The sequence below is a fragment of the Streptomyces sp. NPDC043867 genome (assembly GCF_056435845.1).
The window spans coordinates 22,908-44,759 of record NZ_JBWKDS010000048.1 but is presented as its reverse complement, the minus strand read 5'-3'; the positions used below and the strand labels follow the sequence as shown (position 1 = coordinate 44,759).

General features: G+C 71.7%; 15 protein-coding genes. 4 read left to right on the top strand and 11 right to left on the bottom strand.

Annotated features, from left to right (window positions below; genetic code table 11):
* Window positions 1-137: 137 nt before the first annotated feature.
* From AC069T_RS33325 to eccE, 8 genes are all read right to left on the bottom strand, one after another.
* Window positions 138-1,157, bottom strand: coding sequence for an ABC transporter ATP-binding protein (locus AC069T_RS33325; RefSeq protein WP_478786291.1), 1,020 nt, complete (start codon window positions 1,155-1,157; stop codon window positions 138-140).
* Complete coding sequence (locus AC069T_RS33320) at window positions 1,154-2,377, bottom strand: ABC transporter ATP-binding protein (protein WP_478786290.1); 1,224 nt, start codon at window positions 2,375-2,377, stop codon at window positions 1,154-1,156. The genes AC069T_RS33325 and AC069T_RS33320 overlap by 4 nt, the downstream gene beginning before the upstream one ends.
* Window positions 2,374-3,324: an ABC transporter permease gene (locus AC069T_RS33315; protein ID WP_478786289.1), complete on the bottom strand. Its 951-nt coding sequence runs from the start codon at window positions 3,322-3,324 to the stop codon at window positions 2,374-2,376. The genes AC069T_RS33320 and AC069T_RS33315 overlap by 4 nt, the downstream gene beginning before the upstream one ends.
* Window positions 3,321-4,388 (bottom strand): ABC transporter permease, encoded by a 1,068-nt coding sequence (locus tag AC069T_RS33310; protein ID WP_478786288.1) that lies wholly within the window; start codon window positions 4,386-4,388, stop codon window positions 3,321-3,323. Before AC069T_RS33310 ends, AC069T_RS33315 begins: the two co-directional genes overlap by 4 nt.
* Before the next feature lie 55 nt (window positions 4,389-4,443).
* On the bottom strand, window positions 4,444-6,303 hold the full coding sequence (locus tag AC069T_RS33305; protein ID WP_478786287.1) for an ABC transporter substrate-binding protein: 1,860 nt from the start codon (window positions 6,301-6,303) through the stop codon (window positions 4,444-4,446).
* 350 nt (window positions 6,304-6,653) lie between these two features.
* On the bottom strand, window positions 6,654-10,457 hold the full coding sequence (locus AC069T_RS33300) for an SCO5717 family growth-regulating ATPase (protein WP_478786286.1): 3,804 nt from the start codon (window positions 10,455-10,457) through the stop codon (window positions 6,654-6,656).
* Between the two features lie 337 nt (window positions 10,458-10,794).
* Window positions 10,795-11,649: a hypothetical protein gene (locus AC069T_RS33295; protein ID WP_478786285.1), complete on the bottom strand. Its 855-nt coding sequence runs from the start codon at window positions 11,647-11,649 to the stop codon at window positions 10,795-10,797.
* Window positions 11,646-12,980 (bottom strand): type VII secretion protein EccE, encoded by a 1,335-nt coding sequence (eccE, locus tag AC069T_RS33290; RefSeq protein WP_478786284.1) that lies wholly within the window; start codon window positions 12,978-12,980, stop codon window positions 11,646-11,648. Before eccE ends, AC069T_RS33295 begins: the two co-directional genes overlap by 4 nt.
* A gap of 198 nt (window positions 12,981-13,178) precedes the next feature.
* On the opposite strand from eccE, the gene eccB reads away from it, so the two are divergent.
* Complete coding sequence (gene eccB / locus AC069T_RS33285) at window positions 13,179-14,705, top strand: type VII secretion protein EccB (protein WP_478786283.1); 1,527 nt, start codon at window positions 13,179-13,181, stop codon at window positions 14,703-14,705.
* Window positions 14,706-14,718: 13 nt separating this feature from the next.
* Window positions 14,719-15,987 carry a type VII secretion-associated serine protease mycosin gene (gene mycP / locus AC069T_RS33280; RefSeq protein WP_478786282.1) on the top strand — a complete coding sequence of 423 codons (1,269 nt, stop codon included), beginning with the start codon at window positions 14,719-14,721 and terminating at the stop codon, window positions 15,985-15,987.
* Here the strand turns inward: mycP and AC069T_RS33275 are convergent.
* The 3 genes from AC069T_RS33275 to AC069T_RS33265 form a co-directional block, all read right to left on the bottom strand.
* Entirely contained in the window at window positions 15,977-16,357 is a 381-nt protein-coding gene (locus tag AC069T_RS33275) for a hypothetical protein (RefSeq protein ID WP_478786281.1), read from the bottom strand. The genes mycP and AC069T_RS33275 overlap by 11 nt on opposite strands.
* Before the next feature lie 164 nt (window positions 16,358-16,521).
* Entirely contained in the window at window positions 16,522-18,546 is a 2,025-nt protein-coding gene (locus AC069T_RS33270) for a hypothetical protein (protein ID WP_478786280.1), read from the bottom strand.
* A gap of 102 nt (window positions 18,547-18,648) precedes the next feature.
* A complete protein-coding gene (locus tag AC069T_RS33265; RefSeq protein ID WP_478786279.1) occupies window positions 18,649-19,086 on the bottom strand; it encodes a hypothetical protein in 438 nt (145 codons plus the stop codon).
* Window positions 19,087-19,604: 518 nt separating this feature from the next.
* On the opposite strand from AC069T_RS33265, the gene AC069T_RS33260 reads away from it, so the two are divergent.
* Window positions 19,605-20,066, top strand: a complete 462-nt coding sequence (locus tag AC069T_RS33260; protein WP_478786278.1) for a hypothetical protein — start codon at window positions 19,605-19,607, stop codon at window positions 20,064-20,066.
* Window positions 20,056-21,828: a WXG100 family type VII secretion target gene (locus tag AC069T_RS33255; protein ID WP_478786277.1), complete on the top strand. Its 1,773-nt coding sequence runs from the start codon at window positions 20,056-20,058 to the stop codon at window positions 21,826-21,828. Before AC069T_RS33260 ends, AC069T_RS33255 begins: the two co-directional genes overlap by 11 nt.
* The last annotated feature ends 24 nt before the right edge of the window (window positions 21,829-21,852 follow it).

Sequence of the window (21,852 nt, the reverse complement as noted above, 5' to 3'; positions counted from 1 at the left end):
TTTTGGGTGTCGGGAGAGGACGGGGGGAGGGGGGGGGGGGAGTTGGTAGGGGCGCAGGGGGCCGACTGTCTTGTTTCCCCCCGGGGGGGGGCCCCCGCCCCCCCCCCCCCCCCCCCTCTCCGTCGGCAGCGGGCGTCCTACGCGGTCACGCGGGTCCCGGCCCAGTGGCAGGCGACCTGCGCCTCGCCGCCCCCGCCGAGCACTTCCAGGTCCTGCCCGCGGCACGCGTCCGCGACCCCGGCCCGTTCGGCCTCTCCGCTCGCCAGGATCTGGCATCGGACGTGGAAACGGCAGCCGGGCGGGATGCGGGAGGGGTCCGGCGGCTCGCCGGTCAGCACGACCGGCTCGCCCGGCGCCTCCGGCAGCACCGACAACAGGGCCTGTGTGTACGGGTGCTGAGGTGCCGTCAGTACCTGCTCGACCTCGCCCGTCTCCACGATACGGCCGAGATACATCACGGCGACCCGGTCGGCGATGTTCCAGGCAAGGCCCAGGTCATGGGTCACCACCAGGGCGGAGAGGCCCAGTTCGGTGCGCAGCCTCAGGAGCAGGGCCAGGATCTCGCCGCGTACCGAGGCGTCCAGGGAGGCCACCGGCTCGTCGGCGACGAGGAGTTCGGGTTCCAGGACCAGCGCGCCCGCGATCACCACGCGCTGGCGCTGGCCGCCGGAGAGCTCGTGCGGGTAGCGGAGGAAGAAGCGCTCGGGGGGCCGGAGCCCGGCCCGGGAGAGCGCCTCCGCCACGGCCGCACGTTCGTCGCCGCCGTAGCGGTGGATACGCAGTCCCTCGGCCACCGCGTCGTACACGGTGTGCCGCGGGTTGAGCGAACCGCTCGGATCCTGGAGGACCAGCTGGACGCGCTTGCGGTACGCCTTCAGGGCGCGGGAGGTGTAGTCGAGCGGCTTCCCGTCGAAGGTGACCCCGCCGCCGGTCGGCGGGACGAGGCCGAGCAGGGACCGGGCCAGCGTCGTCTTGCCGCAGCCCGACTCCCCGACCAGGGCCACGACCTCGCCTGGCCGGATGTCCAGGTCGACGCCGTCGACGGCGCGGGCCCGCTCGGCCCCGTGCCGTCCGGGGAAGGAGACGCGCAGCCCCTCGGCACTCAACAGCGGTTGCGTGGCGGGGCGTTCACGACCGGCGCCGGGGGAGGTGGTCACGCGGTACTCCTCGCGTCGTCGTCCGTGGTGCCCGGGCGGGCGGTTGTCGCGCCGGGGGCGGGGGGTGCGGTGCCCGCGTGGGCGGTGGAAGTGCCGGTGGCGGAGGGTGAGTCGTCCGAGCCGGCCATGGGGGTGGCGGGTCCCGCGTGTGCGGTGGCGGGCCGGGGGTCGGTCGTGCCGTCAGGGCCGGCGGGTGCGGCGCCCGAGTGGGCGGCGTGGGTGCCGGGATCGGGGGTGGTGCGGGCCGGGGCCGGGGCGTCCTGTCCGGGTGCGGTGCCGACGTGCACGCAGGCCGCCCGGCGCCGCGGGCCCGCCGTACGCAGCGGCTGGTCCTGCGTGGCGCAGCCGTCCAGTGCCACCGCGCACCGGGGATGGAACGTGCAGCCGGCCGGCAGGTCGGCCGGGTCCGGCGGGTCGCCCGGCAGGCCGCGCGGCGCGAACCGGGACGCGGCGTCACCGATCCGCGGGAACGCCGCCGACAGGGCCCTGCCGTACGGGTGCCGCGCGTCCTCGTACACCTGCCGGGCGGGGCCCTCCTCGACCACGCGGCCCGCGTACATCACCGCCAGCCGGTCGCACGTGTCGGCCAGCACCGCGAGGTCGTGGCTGATCATGACGAGGCCCAGGTCCTGGTCCGCGACGAGCCGTTCGATCAGGCGCAGGATCTGCGCCTGGATCATCACGTCGAGCGCGGTGGTCGGTTCGTCGGCGACGACCAGCCGCGGGTCGCAGGCCAGGGCCATGGCGATCATGACGCGCTGGCGCTGTCCGCCGGACAGCTCGTGGGGGTACGCCTCCGCGCGGGCGGCGGGGAGTCCGACCTGCTCCAGCAGTTCGCCGGTCTTCTTCCTCGCGCCCGCGGGGGTGGCCTTGCGGTGCAGCAGGATCGGCTCGGCGATCTGGTCGCCGATGCGGTGCACGGCGTTCAGCGAGTGCATCGCGCCCTGGAAGACGATCGAGGCGCCCGCCCAGCGGACCGCACGCACCCGGCCCCACTTCATCGTCAGGACGTCCTCGCCGTCCATCAGGATCCGTCCGCTCGTGCGCGTGCCCGCGGGCAGCAGCCGCAGCAGCGCGAGCGCCAGCGTGGACTTGCCGCAGCCGGACTCGCCGGCGATGCCGAGCTTCTGCCCCGCTTCCAGGCAGAGGCTCACCCCGCGTACGGCGGCTGCCCCGCCGGCGTAGGTCACTTCGAGGTCGCGGACGTCGAGCAGGCTCAACGGGACACCCCCAGCCTGGGGTTGAGGACGGACTCCACGGCACGTCCGCACAGCGTGAAGGCGAGGGCCACGACGGCGATCGCCACGCCCGGCGGCACGAGGTACCACCAGTCGCCGGAGCTGACCGCACCCGCCTCACGCGCGTCCTGGAGCAGCCCGCCCCAGGACACGACCGTCGGATCGCCGAGGCCGAGGAAGGCGAGCGTCGCCTCGGCGAGGATCGCCGAGGAGATGATGAGGGTCGTCTGCGCCAGCACCAGCGGCATCACGTTGGGCAGCACATGGCGGGACATCACGTGCCAGTGGCCGCCGCCGAGCGCCTTGGCGCGTTCGATGTACGGCCGGGACTCCACCGCCAGCGTCTGGGCGCGCACCAGCCGGGCCGTCGTCGGCCAGGTGGTGACGCCGATCGCCAGGATGATGGTGCCGAGGGAGCGGGACAGGACGGTCGCGAGGGCGATCGCCAGGACGAGCGTCGGCATCACCAGGAACCAGTCCGTGATCCGCATGATCACCGTCGCGTACCAGCCGCGGAAGTGCCCGGCGGTGATGCCGATGAGCGCGCCGATCGCGACGGACAGGACGGCGGCGAGCAGCCCCACGAGCAGCGAGACGCGGGACCCCCACACCACCAGGCCCAGCAGGTTCCGGCCGAACTGGTCGGTGCCCAGCGGGAATTCGGCACTGGGGCTCTCCATGGGGCCGCCCGGCGCGTCCGTCACGTTCTGCACGCCCGCGCCCACGGTCAGCGGCGCGGTCAGTGCGACCAGCGCGAACAGCGCGAGCGCGGCGAGACCGACGACACCGGCCCGGTGGGCGCGGTACTGCCGCCAGAAGCGCGCGGCGGAACGGCGGCGGCGCTGCCGGGCGAGGGCGCGCGGTCCGGCCGTGGACACGCGGGGGACTGCGCCGGGCGTCAGCGGCCCGTCCGACTCGGTCGTGGTCATCGGCCCACCCGGGGGTCCAGAAGCGGATAGATCAGGTCGGCCAGCGTGTTCATCACGATCACAGCCGCCGCGAAGATGAAGAACAGCCCCTGCACCAGCGGCAGATCGGGCACGCTCAGCGCCTGGTAGAACAGGCCGCCCAGCCCCGGCCAGGAGAACACGGTCTCCACGAGGATGACGCCCGCGACCGTACGGCCGAGGTTGACGAAGATCAGCGTGACCGTCGGCAGCAACGCGTTGGGCACCGCGTGACGGCGGCGGACCTGGTCGTCCCGCAGGCCCTTGGCGCGAGCGGTGGTGAGGTAGTCGCTGCCCATCTCGTCCAGCAGCGCGGAACGGGTGACGAGCAGGGTCTGCCCGTACTCGACGGCGACCAGCGTGACCACCGGCAGGACCAGGTGGTGGGCGACGTCGAGGACGTACGCGAAGCCCTGCTCGCCGCCCGACTCCATGCCGCCGGTCGGGAAGAGTCCGGGGACCGGCCCGATGCCCACCGAGAAGACGATGATGAGCAGCAGCCCGAGCCAGAACGACGGGATCGAGTAGAGGGTCAGTGCCAGACCGGTGTTGAGCCGGTCGCCGAGCCCGCCGTTGCGCCACGCGGAGCGCGTGCCGAGGAAGATGCCGAGCACGGTGTACAGGACGAACGCCGTGCCGGTCAGCAGCAGTGTGTTCGGCAGCGCCTCGGTGACCTTGTCCATGACGGGCGCCCGGAACTGGTACGACGTTCCGAGGTCACCGGTCAGCGCCTTGCCGCAGTAATCCGTGAACTGCTGCCACATCGGCAGATCGAGCCCGAACTCGCGCCGGTAGTTGGCGAGTTGCTCGGCCGAAACCTGGCGGCCGCCCGTCATGTACTTCACCGGGTCGCCCGGGATCAGCCGGAAGAGGAAGAAACTGGTGACGAGAACGGCGAGGAGCGAGACGGCCGCGCCGCCCAGCTTGCCCGCCACATAACGCAGATACGCCGTGGTGGTGCGCGCCCTCGGGCCGCGGGCCGACGGCCCGGCCGTAGCCGGACCGCCGGTCTCCTCGACCAGCGCTGGTGTTGCCTCAGCGGTCATCAGTGGCTCTTACTACTCGCTGTTCGCGGTCTTCTCGTCGATCGCGACCCGCTCCCTACTCGCGGTCCTCGGCGGTGGAGCGGCGCCGCATCGCGAGGAACACCCCGGCACCCGCCAGGACGACGACCCCGGCGACGATGCCGATGATGACGCCCGTCGAACTCGAATCGCCGGAGGACTCACCGGAAGAGGCGGCGGGAACCGCCGACCACCAGCTCCAGTAGCCGTCCTGCCCGAAGATGTTGCCCGCGGCCTCGGGCATGGTGGTGATCGACTTGATCTGGTCGGTGCGATAGGCCTCGACCGCGTTCGGGTACGCCATCACGTTCATGTAGCCGGAGTCGTACAGCCGCGACTGCATCTGCTTGACCAGGTCCGCCCGCTTGGCCGTGTCGTACTCGGCGAGCTGCCGCGCGTACAGGTCGTCGTACTTCTTGTCGCAGATGAAGTTGTCGGTCGCGCCGGTGTCCTTGGGGGTGGCGGGCAGCGCCGCGCAGGTGTGGATGGAGAGGACGAAGTCCGGGTCCGGATTGACGGACCAGCCGTCGAACGCGAGGTCGTACTCGCCCGCCAGCCACGGATCGGTCACGTTGTCCAGGCAGTTGAGCGTGACGCCGATGCCGAGTTTGCCGAACCACTCCTTGAGGTACTTGCCGACCGCCTTGTCGTTCGGGTCGGTGGCGTGGCACAGGACGCGGTAGTTGATCGGCTTGCCGTTCTTCTCGACGCGCTTGCCGTCGCCGTTCTTCTTGTAGCCGGCCTCGTCGAGGAGCCGGGCCGCCTCGGCCGGGTCGTACGCGAGTTCCTGCCCGGCCGACGGCTTCCAGTAGTACGTCGAGAAGCGCGGCGGGATGTACCCTTCGCCCTCGACGGCGTGGCCTTGGAACACCTTGTCGATGAGGGCCTTGCGGTCGACCGCCCGGAACAGCGCCTGGCGGACCTTCTGATCGAGCAGCGACCTGGCCCCGTCGCCGAAGTGCTTGCCGTTCCTGGCCTGGGCGCCCGGGTTGGTGGCCAGGGCGTAGAAGCGGCGGCCGGGGGCGTCGTTGACCTTGATGTCGGACTGGCTCTTGAGTGCGGACGCCTGGGCCGGCGCAAGTCCGGAGACGAACGACACCTCCCCCTTCTGCAGGGCCGCGACCGCCGCGTCACCGTCCTTGTAGTACTTGAAGACCAGCTCGTCGAACTTGGGCGCACCGCGCCAGAACCTCTTGTTGGGCTCGAGCCGGACGTAGCTGTCGGCCTTGTAGTCGGTGAGGACGAACGGTCCGTTGCCGACGATCGGGAAGGTCTTGTCGTTGTTGAACTCGGAGAAGTCGTCGACCTTCTCCCACACGTGCCGGGGCACGATCGGCACGTCGAGCGCCGCCATCGTGGCCTGCGGCTTCTTGAGCTCGATGACCAGCTCGGTGGGGCTCGGGGCCGTGACCTTCCTGAAGTTGGCGACGAAGCTGCCGTTGGCCGTCGCCGCGCCCTCGTCGGTCATCATCTTGTTGAACGTCCACGCCGCGTCCTCGGCGGTGGCCTGCTCGCCGTCCGACCACTTGGAGTTGGAACGGATCGTGTAGGTCCAGGTGAGCTTGTCCGCGGAGGGCGACCACCTGGTGGCGAGGCCCGGGATCGCGTGGTTGTCCTTGGGGTCGTAGTTGGTCAGGTACTCGTACATGAGCCGGTGGATGCTCGTACTGACCAGGCGCGACGCCAGGAACGGGCTCAGCGAGTCGACACTCTGCGCGACCGCCACGGTGAGGACCCGCTTGCCCTCCTTGGCCTGGGCCGGCTGCGACGCCGGGTTGAGCGGGGTCGCGAGACCGGCGGTGAGAGTGAGTGCTGCGGCGCCTGCGAGGGCGACGAGCCGGGGCAGGCGGATCCGTGGGCGCAACGGCACTCTGCCGTGCTGATCGGGTGTGTTCATGGGTCGGTGACCTCGCGTCATCGCTCGCACGGGGATGGCTTGTCGAACTGCTGGACCAGGGTTGATCGGGTGACGCCGGCGGGGTTGATGTGTGTGTCTATCAGCGGCGGTCTCCGCACGTCAACGGCGCGTGAACCCCATGTGGCCTGCGGAAATAACGAGTTGATGCGGATTTCCCGCTCATTGGTCCAGACCCCTGAAGCCGCCCAGGTGGGGGCCTGACGCCTCGTATCGTCCATGCGTACGCGAGGCAGGGGTGAGAGGGGATCCGGCTGACATGCGAAGGGCCCGCACCGTCCTCGACGGTGCGGGCCCGAGCGGCGACCGGCCCCCGGGAGGGACCGATCGGGTTACTGCTGAGGGGGCGGGGGCGGGGTCTGCCCCGGGTGCGGCGGGTAACCGGGCTGCGGGGCGCCCTGGTGGGGGACATCCGGCTGCGGGGCGCCCTGGTGGGGCACGTCCGGCTGCGGGGCGCCCTGGTGGGGCACGTCCGGCTGGGGGGCGCCCTGGTGCGGGATTCCGGGCTGCGGGGCACCTTGCCGCGGCGCACCCTGCTGCGGGTGGGCCTGCTGGGGCGGGTAGGGCTGGCCGGGATGCGGCGGGTACACCGGCCCGGGCTGTGCCTGCGGCTGCGGCTGCTGAGGCACCTGTCCCGGCATCGGCTGTCCCGGCACCTGGCTCGGAACCGCCTGTCCGGGTGCGTACTGGCCCGGAACCGGCTGTCCGGGCACCTGTCCCGGCATCGGCTGTCCTGGTGCGTACTGTCCCGGCATCGGCTGGCCGGGTGTGTACTGGCCCGGGATCTGCCCGGGGAAGGGGCCGCCCGGCGCCTGTCCGGGCAGGGCCTGCCCCGGCATCGGCTGCGGCGGCACCGCCTGGCCCGGCAGCGGCGGCGCCGCCACGGGCGGCGGATTGCCGTCGGACGTCCACAGGCCGTGCGACTGCTGGTGGCGCGCGATGTCCTCGGCCACCATCGCCGACAGGTTGAAGTACGCCTCACGCACCTTCGGCCGCATCATGTCGAGATCGACCTCGGCACCGGCCGCGAGGTGCTCGTCGAACGGTACGACGACGACACCCCGGCAACGCGTCTCGAAGTGCGCGACGATGTCGTCCACCTTGATCATCTTGCCGGTCTCACGCACCCCGGAGATGACCGTGACGGACCGCGAGACGAGATCCGCGTACCCGTGTGCCGACAGCCAGTCCAGCGTCGTACTCGCGCTGCTCGCACCGTCGACGGACGGAGTCGAGACGATGATGAGCTGGTCGGCGAGGTCGAGCACGCCGCGCATGGCGCTGTAGAGCAGGCCGGTGCCCGAGTCGGTGAGGATGATCGGGTACTGCTTGCCGAGCACGTCGATCGCCCGGCGGTAGTCCTCGTCGTTGAAGGCCGTCGACACCGCGGGGTCGACGTCGTTGGCGATGATCTCCAGCCCGGAGGACGCCTGCGAGGTGAACCGCCGGATGTCCATGTACGAGTTGAGGTGCGGGATCGCCTGCACGAGGTCGCGGATCGTCGCGCCGGTCTCCCGGCGGACCCGGCGGCCGAGCGTACCGGCGTCCGGGTTGGCGTCGATCGCGAGGATCTTGTCCTGCCGCTCGCTGGCGAGCGTGGAGCCGAGGGCGGTGGTCGTGGTCGTCTTGCCCACGCCGCCCTTCAGGCTGATGACCGCGATCCGGTAGCAGGACAGCACCGGGGTACGGATCAGCTCCAACTTCCGCTGGCGCTCCGCCTCTTCCCTCTTGCCGCCGAGCTTGAACCGCGAGGCGCCCACGGTCGGACGGCCGCTCTTCGGCTTCTGCTTCTTGTTGTTGAGCAGCCGGTCGGAGGACAGCTCCACCGCGGCGGTGTAGCCGAGGGGTGCGGCACCCGGGTTGGTCGGCTGCCGCTGATCGTGCTGGATGGGCTGCGGCCAGGCGGCACCGGCACGGGGATCCACGGGCGCGGCCGGGGGCTGAGCCTGCTGCGGGTGCCCTTGGTACGGAGGGTCCTGCTGCACGGGGCCCTGCTGCGCGGGGCCCTGCTGGACGGGCGGCTGCGGAAAGCCGTAACCGGGCTGCTGCGTCGGGGTGTTGGGCGCGGCCGGCGGAGCGGTGTGCGGGAATCCGTACCCGGACTGGGCGGCCGGGGGCTGGGGCGCGGGTGCCTGCGGGGCCGGTGCCTGCGGGGCCGGCGCGTCGGGAGCGAGGGTGCCGGGCTGGGGGAAACCGTAACCACCCTGCGGCGGGACCGGTGCCCCGGTCTGCGGGAAGCCGTAACCGGACTGCGGTGCCGGGGCCTGCGGGGCCGGCGGCTGGGGAGCGGGCGCGTGCGGAGCGGGGACGCCCGGCTGCGGGAAGCCGTAACCGGCCTGGAGGGCCGGCGGGGCGTCGGCGGGCGCAGGCTGTGCCTGGGCGGCGTGGGGCTGCTCCGGCGCGGAAGCCGTGGCCCAGGTGGCCGGGGCCTGCTGCGGGGCCTGCGGCGGGAAGGGTTGCGGCGCCTCGGGCCGGGACGGCTGCTGGGGCTGGAAGGGCGGCGGCTGCGGCGCGGGTGCCTGGGGCGGCACGGGTGCCTGTGCGGGGGCCTCGGCCTGCTGTACGTGCGTGGCCTGCGGCTGGGGCTGCGGGGGCACCGGAGCCTGGGGCGCCGTCGGCTCGGCCGGCTGCGTCGACGCGGGCCACTGAACCGCCGGGTCGGGCGCCGCGGGCTGGAACGCGGGCGGCAACGGCGGAAGCCCGCTCTGCGGCACCGGCGGCGGAGTCCAGGCCGGGGAAGCCGCCGGTACGCCACCGGAGGGGTCGGCGGTGACATCCGCGCCGGCGTCGGGCCGGGCGTCGGGCTGCGCCGGTGGTTCCGAGACCTGGGGGGCGGAGGTGTCCTCCGGGACGTCGGGGTCCGGCGCTGCGGCGGCGGTCTGGACGGAGCCGGATACGGCGGCTGCGTCGTCGGGTGCGGCGTCCGGCGTCGCGGAAGGGGCCCCGCCCTCGGCGCTGGCGCCGGCACCGGGGTCCTGGGCGGCGTCGGCCGTCTCCGCGGCGCCTGCGCCCTCACCGGCACTGCCGACCGCGGGCGGCTGCGCGGAGTTTTGGGCCGGCTCCGGAGAGCCGCCGTCCGTGCCGCCGTGCGGATGGGCCGCGCCGGCGGTGTCGGCGACACCGGGGGCGGCCGGAGCCGCGGCTTCGGGAGCGGACGCGGCGGGTGCCACGTCGACGGGCGCGGTTCCGTCGGACGCGGTTCGGTCCGACGAGGTGCCGTCCGACGCGGAGGCGGCGGAGGGTGCGTGCGTGGGCGCGTCGGAGGAAGCGACCTCGGCCCCGGTGCTGTTCCCGGCCTGTTGCCCGGACGCAGAACGGTCGGATCCGGATCCCGAGCCGCCTGAACCGGATCCGCCTGAACCGGATCCGCCTGAACCGGATCCGCCTGAACCGGACCCGCCTGAACCGGACCCGCCTGAACCGGACCCGCCTGAGCTGGACCCGGAGGAACCACCGGCCGCGTCGGACCCGGGCCCGGAGGCACCGGCCGCGTCGGAACCGGCTCCGGACCCGGAGGCTCCGGACCCGGAGGCTCCGGACCCGGAGGACCGGGACCCGGAGGACCGGGACCCGGAGGACCGGGACCCGGAGGACCGGGACCCGTCGGAACCGGCGTTCACCCCACCGGTTCCCGCCCCCGTCCCGTCGGCAACCGCCGACTCGGCGGCCCGCGACGCGATCTCACGCCTCAGCGCCGCGGAGGAGAAGCGCATGGTCGCGCCGCTCTCCAGATCCCCGTTCCCGGCATCCGCCTCGGCGGTCGGCGCGGTCGGCGGGGCCGGAGGTGCCGGTGGCGTCCAACTCTGCTGCTGGAAGCCGTCCGGAGGCGGCGGAGGAAGGTCGACGGGCACGCCGACCGGCGGAGCGTGCGTCGGCACCGCGCCGACGGGATGGGCCGGATCCACCGCGCCGACGGGAGGGGCAGGAGGCGCCGGGGGAGCCGCCGGTGACGGGGCCTGCGGCTCCGGAACCGGTGCCGTCTCCGCCGAACCGCCCGAGGCGTTCTGCGTGTACCAGGCAGGCGGCGCGTAGTCGATGGTGAACTCGCCCGTCGTCTCGATGGCGGACTCCGCGTCGGACTGGTCATCGCCGGGCGTGGCCCAGCCCCCGCGGATCCCGTCCCGATCGCTGTTCACAATTCCTCCTGGTGTGGTCGAGCACCCTCATGCCGTGCTGGGGCGACCGCTCTCGTTGTCCGAAGTCGTCCGAATCCGCCCAGCTGTCCCCCTGGGGTGCCGACGGCCCCTCTCACGGGTCTCGATGTCGCGCCCGGTCCCAGCCTAATCACCACAAGCGCCCCCAGGGCAGGCCCGTCCGCCCCTCCGCGCCCGCCCGCTCCGTCACCCGTCGCCAGGAGGCCGCGCACGCACCTTCCCCGCGCACGAACAAAACGGGTGATTGCGGTGAACGAGCCGAGCGAAAGCAGGGCCGAATCGGCCACAAATGCCCCATACGGGGCGGTCGTTGGTCGGATCAGTCCATCCTGCGTGGCGTACCCAACAATCCGGTCTCGGCGTCCGTCGGCTGGGTCATCACGTACTGCCGGTCGCGGTCGGCGCACCAGAGTGTGACGCCGTCGGCCAGCGTCGGCAGGGAGTCCATGTCCCCCCGGGGCAGCGCCAGCGTGCGGCCTATCTCCGCGGCCTCGTCCGGGGAGACGCGCTGCACCCCGACGAGCCGCGCCTGCCGCATCAACCGCGGGGCCACCGGGCTGAGATACGGCAGCAGCGTCAGCACCGCCTGCCAGGGACCCGAGACGACCCGCCCGCGCGGCGGCCGCATCCCGCAGTCCCGCACCACGAGCACCGGGTTCCCGGCCGACGCACCCTGCGGCGGCACCCGCCCCACGTCGTACACGGTCATCCCGGTCTGCCCGCCACCGACGGCCTGCACCATCTGCGCCCAGGCCTGCGCCCGCCCCGTCTCCACGGCGACACGCGTCCCCGTGGCCGCCGCCCGCAGGGCCAGCACCTGCGCGGTCCACAGTCCGCCGATCAGGACGACGTCGTACGGAGTGGGCCTGTTGAGGCCCAGCACCGCGGGCTGTCCCTCCGCGTCCACACCGATGACGACCCCGTCGTCCCCGATGGGCAGCGCGAGGGACTCCAGCTGGTCCGCGGGCAGGGTGTGGCGGCCGTGCCGCGGGCCGAGCAGCCCGAACCCGCTGCGCACCCGGCCGCGGAGCCGGTCCGCGGCCGACGGTTCCGGAGCGCCACCGGACCCCGGGCCCCCGCCGGGCGCGAACCCTCCCGCGCCCGCGCCCGGCACGTACTGTCCGGGGGGATACGCGCCCGAACCGCCCGCCGGCTGTGACGTCGTGGCCGTCATCGAGCACCTCCGAGAGGCAGAGTGGCGAGCACGCCGGGCAGTTGCTGACGGTCGAGCCGGGCGAGACCCACCCCGGCCTGCCGTGCGGCGCCCTCCAACGCGCGCCGCGCGGCGACCAGTTCGTCGTCGGAGCGCCCCGTCACCCGCAGATGCCCCGTGAGCGACACCTCCTGCCGCTCACCGCGCGCCATCGTGAGACTGAACGTCGTGGCCAGCGCCGGAACGGCCGTGAGCAGCGCCACGAGCTGCGGCAGCGCGGGCCCCCGCCCGCCCAACTGGGGCCAGCGGCGCACCCAGTACGTCGTATGTCTGCGGTTGTCGCAGCGCCAGCTCCGGCCGGACTCCTCGGTCCGCCGCTCCGGCACGTCGGTCCGCCCGGCCTCCGCGGTCACCAGCGGGTTCGCACACGCCGACGTGGCGACGGCCGCGGTCAGCTCCTCCTCGTCGAGGACCGTCGTACGGAAACCGGCCCCCGTCAGCCTGCTGGCGAGATGGTCGGCGGCCCGCACGACACACTTCTGCGCCCCGACGAGCCCGCCACCGCGCGCGGCCACGGCCTCCGGGCACAGCTCCGGGTCCAGCTTCAGCGCGATCCAGGTGATGCGCACCGCGGGGGCACCGGTCTGTGCCTGCAACGGCGCGTAGTTGCTCACCGCGACGGACTGCTGGGGGAGATGCAGCGCGGGCGCGGGCTGCGTGTGCAGCACGACCTGCGCCGACTCCAGCCGGATCCCGTCCACGTGCAGAGCGTCCGCCACCAGGCCCAGCGGCAGCGGCTGCCGGCTCCGCTCGGCCCGCAGCGCCGTCGCGTCGGCCTCCACCTGGAGAACCGCGGTCACGAACGTGCCGTCACCGATCATCCCCACGGACCGCCGGTCCCGGCCGCCGTACGCGTAGGTGCGCAGGCTCGGGTCGCACTCCACGGCGGGGGCCAGCCCGGGCTCCGTGCCCGGCTCTATGGGCGTACCCGCCGCCTGGCGGAGACGGGTGCGCAGGGCCCTGGCCGTACCGAGCCATTCGGGCAGGGAGCGGCCGCGGCGGCGTACGAAGGCGAGGAGCACGAGGACCAGCGCGACCACGCCGGCCACGGTCAGCGCCAGCGGGCCGATGACCCAGCCGGTCAGCAGCACGGCGGCGGCGAGCTCCAGCAGAACGACCCGTTGCAACCGGAACGACCCGAACTGCCCGGGCCGCGTACGCAGTTGCAGCGCGTCCGGTTCCCGCGGCTGCGTGCGCGACGCTGACGGCTGCCCCGCGTGCGGCGGCCGGGGCTCTGCGGCACCGCGCGCACGCGACCGCTCGCGCATTCGGGCACGCGTTCCGGAAGCCATCACTCCATCCCCCCGCTCTGCTCACAACTCGCTGGAAATCCGCCACCACAAAGGGCCCTTGAAGGTCCAGGTACCCTACCCGCTCCACGAGACCGTCCTCTTACCAGGCATAGTAGGGGGCCGGTCCGACAACGGAGGGCGGGGGGACGGTGCCCCCCGAGCGCCGACCAGGCGAAACACGGGGAGAAGCAGGCACACATGGCATCTCGGCGGGACCAGCTCAACGCCTACACCTTCGCGAAGCGCCGCATGCTGGCATCCTTCGTCCAGTCGTCCCCCGACGGCTCCGAGGAAGGGGCGCCGCGCCCGCTGCGCGCCGTGGTCCCGGGCATCGTCGTCGGAGTGATCGTGATGGCCGCCTTCGGGGCGTGGGGCATGTTCAAGCCGACCGCTCCGAAGGGCTGGGACGCCCCCGGCGAGAAGGTGATCGTCGCCAGCGAGTCCACCACCCGCTACGTGGTCCTGAAGACCAGGGGCAAGACCCGGCTGCACCCCGTCCTCAATATGGCGTCCGCGAAGCTCCTCCTCAAAACGGGTGAGGGTGAGGTCGTCACCGTGGACGAGTCGGTCCTGGACAAGGGCGACATCCCCCGCGGCGTCACGATCGGCATTCCGTACGCCCCCGACCGCCTCCCGTCCGAGAAGGAGGCCGGCTCCGCGAAGCGCTGGGCCGTCTGCGAGCGCCCCAGCGCCGGCGGCCGGTCCATCCAGAAGGCCGCGTTCGTCCTCGCCCCCCGCGACATGAACAGGACCGAGGGCACGAACAAACTGCGCGGCGGCGAGCTCATGTACGTCGTCGGACCGGACAGGACCCGCTACATCGTGGACGCGCACGGCACCGCCTACGAGGTCGGAAAGGACGAGCTGCTGCTGCGGACCCTCGTCGGCTCCGGGCGCGAACCGGAGCGGGTGTCCGACGCCTGGCTGAAGACCCTGCACCGGGGCGACGCCGTCACCTTCCCCGAGGTGCACGGACGGATCGGCGCCGCAGCGGACATCGAGGGCAGCCTGCCGGCCGAGGCGAACAAGGTCGGCATGGTCCTCAAGGCACCCGACGGCGACACCGACCAGTACTACGTCGTCCAGCCGGGCAAGGTCGCCCCCGTCTCCGACTTCACCGCCACGCTGCTCCTCAACAGCCGGGCCCTGGTGGACCTCGGCCAGGCCAGCCGGGCGCTCGACGTCAGCGCGGGTGCCTTCGTCCCCACGACGGACGAGTTCGCCGCGGACCGCGACTGGCCGACCCACGAACCGAAGGCCGTCAACGACGCGGGCACCGCCGAAGGCAGCCGCAACACCGTCTGCAACGTCCTGCGCGACGTCGACGAGGAGAACAAGGGCGCCACCACGCTGAGCACTTGGGCGGGCACCGCCTTCCCCGCCGTCCTGCCGACCGGCTCCGACAGCGCGTACGTCACGCCCGGGTCCGGCCAGCTGTACCGCCAGTTCAAGGGCGAGGAGATCAAGGCGGGCGGCGTCTTCCTCGTCACCGACACCGGCCTGCGCTACGCCATCCAGTCCAACGACGACGGCGACACCGGCGGTTCGGGCATCGGCATCACGGCCAAGGAGCGCAAGCAGCTCCAGCAGGAGGCCAAGCAGGCCCAGATCCGCCTGGGTTACGCCGACGTGGACCCGGCGCCCGTCCCGGCCGAATGGTCCCGGTTCCTGTCCACGGGTCCCCGCCTGTCGACGTCTGCGGCCCGCCAGCCGCAGGGCTCGTAGGACGGGGGAGACCATGCCGTACGCATCCTCCGGCGCCCTGGGCTCCGTCCGTACGGTCGCCGCCGCGGCCGCGACGCTGATCCTCGCCACCCTCGCCCTCGCGCCCCCGGCGACCGCCGACTCCTCCACCGACCAGTGCACCTTCCCCAACAAGAAGTACGCGGGCCGCCCTTGGTCCCTGCAACGCGTCCTCCTGGACGAACTGTGGAGCCAGTCCCGGGGCAAGGGCGTACGGGTGGCGGTTATCGACACGGGCGTCGACGTCAAGAACCCCCAGCTCACGCACGCGGTGGACGCGTCGACCGGCGCCAACTTCCTGCCGGAGAAGGACGACAAGGGCGAGAAGATCGACCGCGGCAACGCCCAGGGCACCACGGACACGGTGGGCCACGGCACGCGCGTGGCGGGCATCATCGCGGCCCGCCCCACCTCGGGGACGGGCTTCGTGGGACTCGCCCCGGCGGCGACCGTCATCCCCGTCAAGCAGAACGACGCGGAGGGACACGGCACGGCGGACTCGCTCGCCCGCGCCATCCGCCACGCGATCAAGGTCAAGGCCGACGTCATCAACATCTCCCAGGACACCGCGAACGCCGTCGAGCCCGCCCCCGCCCTGAAGCAGGCGGTGGACGCGGCCCTGGCGCAGCAGATCGTGGTGGTCGCCTCCGCGGGCAACGACGGCCTCGGCGGCAACGTCAAGCGGACCTACCCGGCGTCGTACCCCGGCGTGCTGGCCGTGGCGTCCTCCGACCGCAACAACGAACGCGCCCCGTTCTCCCAGTCGGGCGGCTTCGTCGGCGTGGCCGCCCCCGGCGTCGACATGATCTCCACCGTCCCCGGGGGCGGCCACTGCACCGACAACGGCACCAGTTTCTCCGCCCCTTACGTGGCCGGAGTCGCCGCGCTCATCAAGGCGAAGCACGGCGACTGGACCCAACGCCAGATCGTCGCCCAGATCGAACAGACCGCGGAGCGTTCCGTCGCCGGTCACGACCGTTACGTCGGCTGGGGCGTGGTGGACCCGGTCCGCGCCCTGACGGAGGACGACCGGCCCGTCGAGACCCCCACCCCCCACGAGGGCGTCACCAAGGCCGAGGCTCCCACCCCCGCCGAGCTCCGGCTCGGCGAGTCCCCGGACGAGCGCAACGCCCGCCTCGGCACGTACGTGGCGGTGGGCGCGGCGGTCCTGGTCGCCGCGCTGGGCGGAACGGCCGTGGCCCTCCGCGACGCGCGGCGCCGGGCCCGCCGCGTGACGGGCAGCGGGCCCGGCCCTACCCCTTGAGGCAGCCGAGCGTCTTCACGGTCGCCGGCATGTACGCCCGCATGAACCTCTCGATGGCCACCCTGCGGTCCGCGTCGAACTTCCCCCGCGTCACCTTGAGCGCGAGGGTGAAGTGATCGGCCCCGCTCCCGTCCCGGCAACGGGTGGTGGCGATGGCCCCGTCATCACCGGCAACGGCACTGTCGGCGAGACGGAGGGGACGGGGGTTCTGGAGCCCGGTGACGGAGTTGCCGGGGGAGGCGGCTTCCGTTAGGTCGGCTGGGCCGCCGTGCCGCGCAAAGTTGAAGCGGAGGGCATCACGCTTTCCGACAGATACGACGCACCAGTAGGACTGGCCCACTTCACGCCCTGCGCTGGTCCACTCTTTCACCTCTCCGAGCGGACGCAGTAGAGGCTCTGAGAGACGTTTACCGACAGGCGTCCCGCAGAGGGAAGCGGGGATCTGCTCATCCGGTGTCGCCTGGGCACAAGCGGTCAGCATGATGGTGAGGGCAACAGGCCACACACACCTTCCCGAACGCCTACGGACCGAGCTCATGTCGTCCCTCCAGAGATGCCGGCCGCACGCGCGATTCCAGCATCCGCCGCCTGATCGGTATCAAATTGGCGGCTCAACGGCACACCACCACCTGATCCGTGTACCTTCCACCATTGCTCGGTCAGCGCCATCAGCTGACCATTCCGATTCCTGTACGTGGTGACTGTTTCTTCCGCCGCCTTCTCATCAAGGCGCCTCTGTTCGTCGGCGAGCCACCGCTCAGTCACGTAGTCCACCCCCGCCTGGACCTCTCCGCTGCCCACCGGCAGGTGACCGATGGCCTGGTCCACCACCCACTTGCCCGGCAGCTCGGCCGTCTTGGGCTCCGAGGCGGTCTGCGCGCGGGCCTCCTCCAGGAAGCCCACCGTGCGCCCCGCGCGGAGGAGCGACTCCTCGGGCTCCCGCTGACCGGGCTCGTGGATGTCGGAGACCAGCGCGTGGTTGATCCCGCGATTCAGGGTCCCGTACGCGCCCTGTTCCTTGGAGACCTGCTTCACGACCTCGAGAAGCTGCTCCTGCTTCAGCGGAGACGCGGACATGTCGACACTGCTGGCCGAGGCGTGCACGGCGTCACCGTGATTGGCGAGGATCCCGGCGACGGGCTCCCGCAGGGAGGGCGGGAAGTCGTCCCCGCTGTCGGCCAGGTACCGCAGCGACGACCGGAGGACGGCGTCGTTGTCCTTGGTGTGCCGTACGAACTCCGCGTCCTTGTCGGAGGGATCGATCCCGGTCGTCGCGGCCTGGAGCGCGGCACCGAACCCGGCACGATCGTCCCCGTCCAGGACGGCGCCGTAGGCCGGAGCCTTGGCGCCGTCCTGAGCCTGCTGGACGACCTTCCAGTCACGTTCCTCCATCAGGTACTTCATCCGGTCGTCCGATTTCAGATAGGACGCGGCGGTGTCCGGGTCGTGGCTCATGACACCGAGCAGCCCGTCCAGTGGATCGTTGGCGAACCAGCCGCCCCGCTTGCCGGCGTACTCGCCCTTCAGATCCCAGATGCCGGGGTCGTTCTTCTCCGCCCGGATGATGTCGTCGCCCATGTCCGCGAGGAACTGGGGCGCGTAACCGTCCCCCTTGTCCATGAGCGTGACCAGTGACTGGTACCCACGGGCCTTGTCGAGACGGGCACCTTGGTAATCAGTCTCGTAGCGCTCCACGCCCGCCTTCCGCATGTCGGCCCGCCAGCCCTCGTACCACTGGGACCTCGTGTCCCTGGTGGCGGTGGCGAGCGTGCGCGCCAGCCCGGACTCGATGGCGGAGAAGTCGCCGGCGCCCCTGCCGCCCCGGACGTGGATGAGGTCGTTCAGCCGGTTCGTCATCCTGATCGTCCCGCCGGCGCCGAGCCCGTCGAGGAACATGCGGCTGAACGCCTGGTCGCGGCCGTTGTCGCGGAAGGTGCGCCGCAGCTCCGCGATGTCGCGGTCGGACAGTTCCGCACCGCTGTTGAGCCGCAGGGCGATGGCGTCCGCGGCCTCGGCCTCGTACTGCTCGATGTCGCCGCGGGCACGGGAGTTGAAGCCGTTGAAGGTGCCGTCAGAGACGTCCGAGTCGACGGCGACGGCCTTCAGGGCGATCTCGACTCCCCGGTCGGCGTCTTCGACGGCCCGGACCGCACGGTCGAGACTGTCCTGCCAGGAGGACGTCGACGTACAGGCCTTCTGCGCACCACCTGCCTTGTCGTGGCCCTCGTACGAGACGACTCCCCGCTCGGAGACCCGCATCCCCGCCGCGACGGCGTCCTTCCGCACGGCCCGGACCTTGGCGCGCAGCTCGACGAACTGCGTGTGGGCGTCCCGCAGCAGCGACGCGACCGCTCTGGCCTCGGTCTGTGCGGCCCGGAACTCCTTGAGGGTGATGTCGAAACGGGCGTTCGCGGCATGCGCGCTCTGTCCCTTCCAGGAGTGCCCCACGGAAACGCCGTGCACGTCCCGCTTGTATTGGGCCTCCCGCTTCTCGAATTCCGCGGCCATGGCGTCCCAGCGTTCGGCGGCGGTGGTGAGGGCCGAGAGGTCGGTGGTCATGATCTCGTGGTACGTCGGCATGGCTTCCCGGGATGAGGGGCTCGGTGGGTGCGAACAGCGCAACGGGGGCGCCGGCTGCGGGCGTTGGCGGGGCGGACCGGCTCAGAGCAGGTCGAGGCCCGAGGGCCGTCGCACCTGCGCACCGATCCCTGCGTCCGTCTTCTGGAAGAGCACGGAGGTGCTCCGCAACGCGTCCTTCTCCGAACCGAGCCGGTCCATGAGAGCTTTGACCTGGTCGCTCCAGGCCCTGTGCGCCCGCTTGAGGGCCCCGGACGTCACCCATCCGTGCCCGTCCCGGCCCGCGAACTCCTTGACCACCGTGCCCGTTTCCTCGTCGGCCCAGGCTCCGGCTTTCCGCGTGTCGGGCTCGAGGTGCTCCTCGATCGCCCGCGCGGCGGCCTTCTTCTCAGCCGGACGTGACGCCAGATCGGGCCCACCGCCACCGGTGGCACTCCGCTGAGCCGGCAACTGATCCAGCCGCACCCCGGCGCCCTGCCCCGCGACCCGCCCCCGCGTCTGCTCCCACTCGTCCCACGTCACGGCAAGCTTCCTCCCCTGCGCGCACCCTGAGTTGTTGTCAGTGACGCAGAGTAGCGTCGATGGAAGCTGGCAGCCGGACTGTGAAGAGGGGTGGAGGGTCGGGGGGCGCGGGTGAGTGCCGTGGGCGGGTTGCCGCGACTCGTTGGAGGGACAGGGGTGGTGCCACTTGACCGTCCGGCCGGACGGGGCGAACGACGTCAACGCTGCGCAGGGCGGTGCACCCGCAGGTTTTGTAGTTGCAAAGATCCGCTCGGATCGACGGCGACGGCCGGGGATGGTGAGAGTCACCACTCGACCACGGTGGAGATGTGCGATTTGGCGCTCTATTTGGACATTTGAGATCGCCTGCCGGTCAACACCCGGCGACGTCCCGGCGGTTTCGTAACTGACTCAGCACAAAGTTCAGTTGGCCGGGATTTACACAGTGACTACAGTGGTCAACGAGTGTGTCGCGTGCGGCTGGGCCGCCGCGGCCACTCAGTGGCTGTACAAACGGGGAACGGGGAAGGGGACTGATCGTGCTTCCTGCGGACATGGGCGGCGGGGGCGTTGGCCTCAAGCGGGGCCTGGAGGCGCTCAAGGACTTCAAAAAGCGCGTGGACACACTGCTGACGGAGTTCGAGGGCTCGGCGGCCAGCTCGTCCAAGGTCGCCGCGCACACGATCCCTCAGCACGCCTTCAGCGGGACAGGCAACTTCCCCGAGGCCGCCGGTCTGTACACCCAGTACCACCGTGTGCACGAGCGCCTCACCTCCCTCTCCAAGACGCTGGGCCTGCAGATCGAGGCCATGGGCATCGCCGTGCACGGTGCGGACGTCACGTTCGACAACCTCGAAGAGGATCTGCGGCACCGCTTCTGGGCCATCAAGGCCAAGGTGGACCACGAACACGAGGCAGCGCAGCGGGCCAAGGACGGCAAGGCCCAGCCTGAGCGCAACAACGACAAGAAGGTCGACGGCGGGTGGGCGTATGACCGATAAAGAGCAGCCCAAGAACGTACACGAGGCCGCCGCCGTTCAGGTGGGCGTCACCGACATGCCCAACCGGGTGTCGGAGATCATGCACGACGCCTTCGGGTTCGGGCGCATGAACGCCTTCGGCAGCACGAACTTCGAGGGACACACCCTCAACGCCATGATCGACCTGGTCGAGAACACGCAGCCCGAGGAACTCGAACGCGCCGGCGAGGCTTTGTGGAAGGCGCGCGACGCCATCAGCGCCGCGGCGAAGGAGCTCAGCGAGCACATCGACCGTGTCGAATGGGAGGGCGAAGCGGCCGACGCCTTCCGTACCTGGGGGAAGAACCTCGCCAAGGACTCGACGCTCCTCGCGGACTACGCGGAGGTCGCGGGCGTGCAGATCACCGCCGCGGGGACGGGCCTGGCGTCCGTGCGCAAGGCGATGCCGCCTCGGGACAACAGGGCCGACAAGAAGACCGTCGACGACATCCCCACCCCGGGCAGGGTCGAGGGGAACAAGGACTACGCCGCGGCCCTGAAGGTCGAGAAGGACCGCCAAGAGGCGATCAACCAGATGAACCGCCTCGCGTCCTTCTACTCGGTCTCGGAACAGACCCTGGCGGCAAGCGAGCCGCCTACGTTCTCGACGATGCCGGATCTGGGGGTTCCGAAGCCTGTCACGCGTGCGAAGAACCCTGATCACATCTCAGGCCCTATCCCTTCGGAACAGGGCACCGGGCGAAACACGAGCGACTCGGGGACGTCAGTCGGGCACGCAAGCCCCGTCCTTGAGAAACACTCAGGGGTAGCGGACTTGCAGGAACCCGACCCCCTTCCCACCTCACACATCGGCACGCAGATCGACAGCGTCGCCACGCCGCCGACGGTGAACACGCCGCCAATCACCAGCACACCCGTGTCCACCACAGGTGTAACGCCGCCCTCCACCAATGTCCCTGTGCCATTGGCTCAAGGGTTCGTGAAAACGGGCACGACCGGTCCGTCAAAACCGATCCGCGCCTCGGGTGTTCCCCGGGCTTCTGCTCAGGCGCAGGGGGTCGCGCGGCAAGGTGCGGCAAGAGCCGGAAATCCAGCCGCCACCGGACGCACCGGGAACCCGGCTGCCGCCGGGCGGGCCGGAACTCCTGCCGCCGCCGGGCGCGCGGCCGCGAACGCAACGAACCGCACTGGCAATGCGATGGGACGTGCCGGATCGACCGGTCAGGGTGGGGCCGGGGGACGGTCACCAATGGGCCGGGCGGTGACCGGAGGCACGCCGAAGGTCACCGGGGCGAGCGGCGCACCACGAAGCGGTGCCACGGGCGCAGGACGTGCCAACGGAGTTGTGGGTGGGCGTCCGACAGGGACTGCCCGAAGCGGGTCGGGTTCGCGAGTGCCCCGGGGCACGGTCATCGGCGGCGAGGCTCAGGCTTCCGCCCGGAACACCGGCACCGGATCAAGAGTCGGACAGCGTGGCGTGATTGGAAACCCGCCCGTGACGAGCGGTGAGGGTCGCGCCGTGGGTCGATCGGCAACCAATCCCGATGGGGTGGTTGGTGCCCCCCAAAGGCGCTCTGCACGGAGCGCGCGCGGAGGCACCACTGGCGGTTCGGGGCTGGTGCGTAGCCCTTCGGGCAACAACCAGCCCGCTGACGAGGCTGAGCGAAGCGCCTCGCGGAGGACGGACCGGCGTGTGACAAGGGAAGAAGCCAGCCCGCCCGACAGGCAGGGTTCTGCTTCATCAGTGACCGACAGCCGCGAGCAGGGACATCCAAAGGCATGAAGTCAGAAATCAGCCGACCCGGCA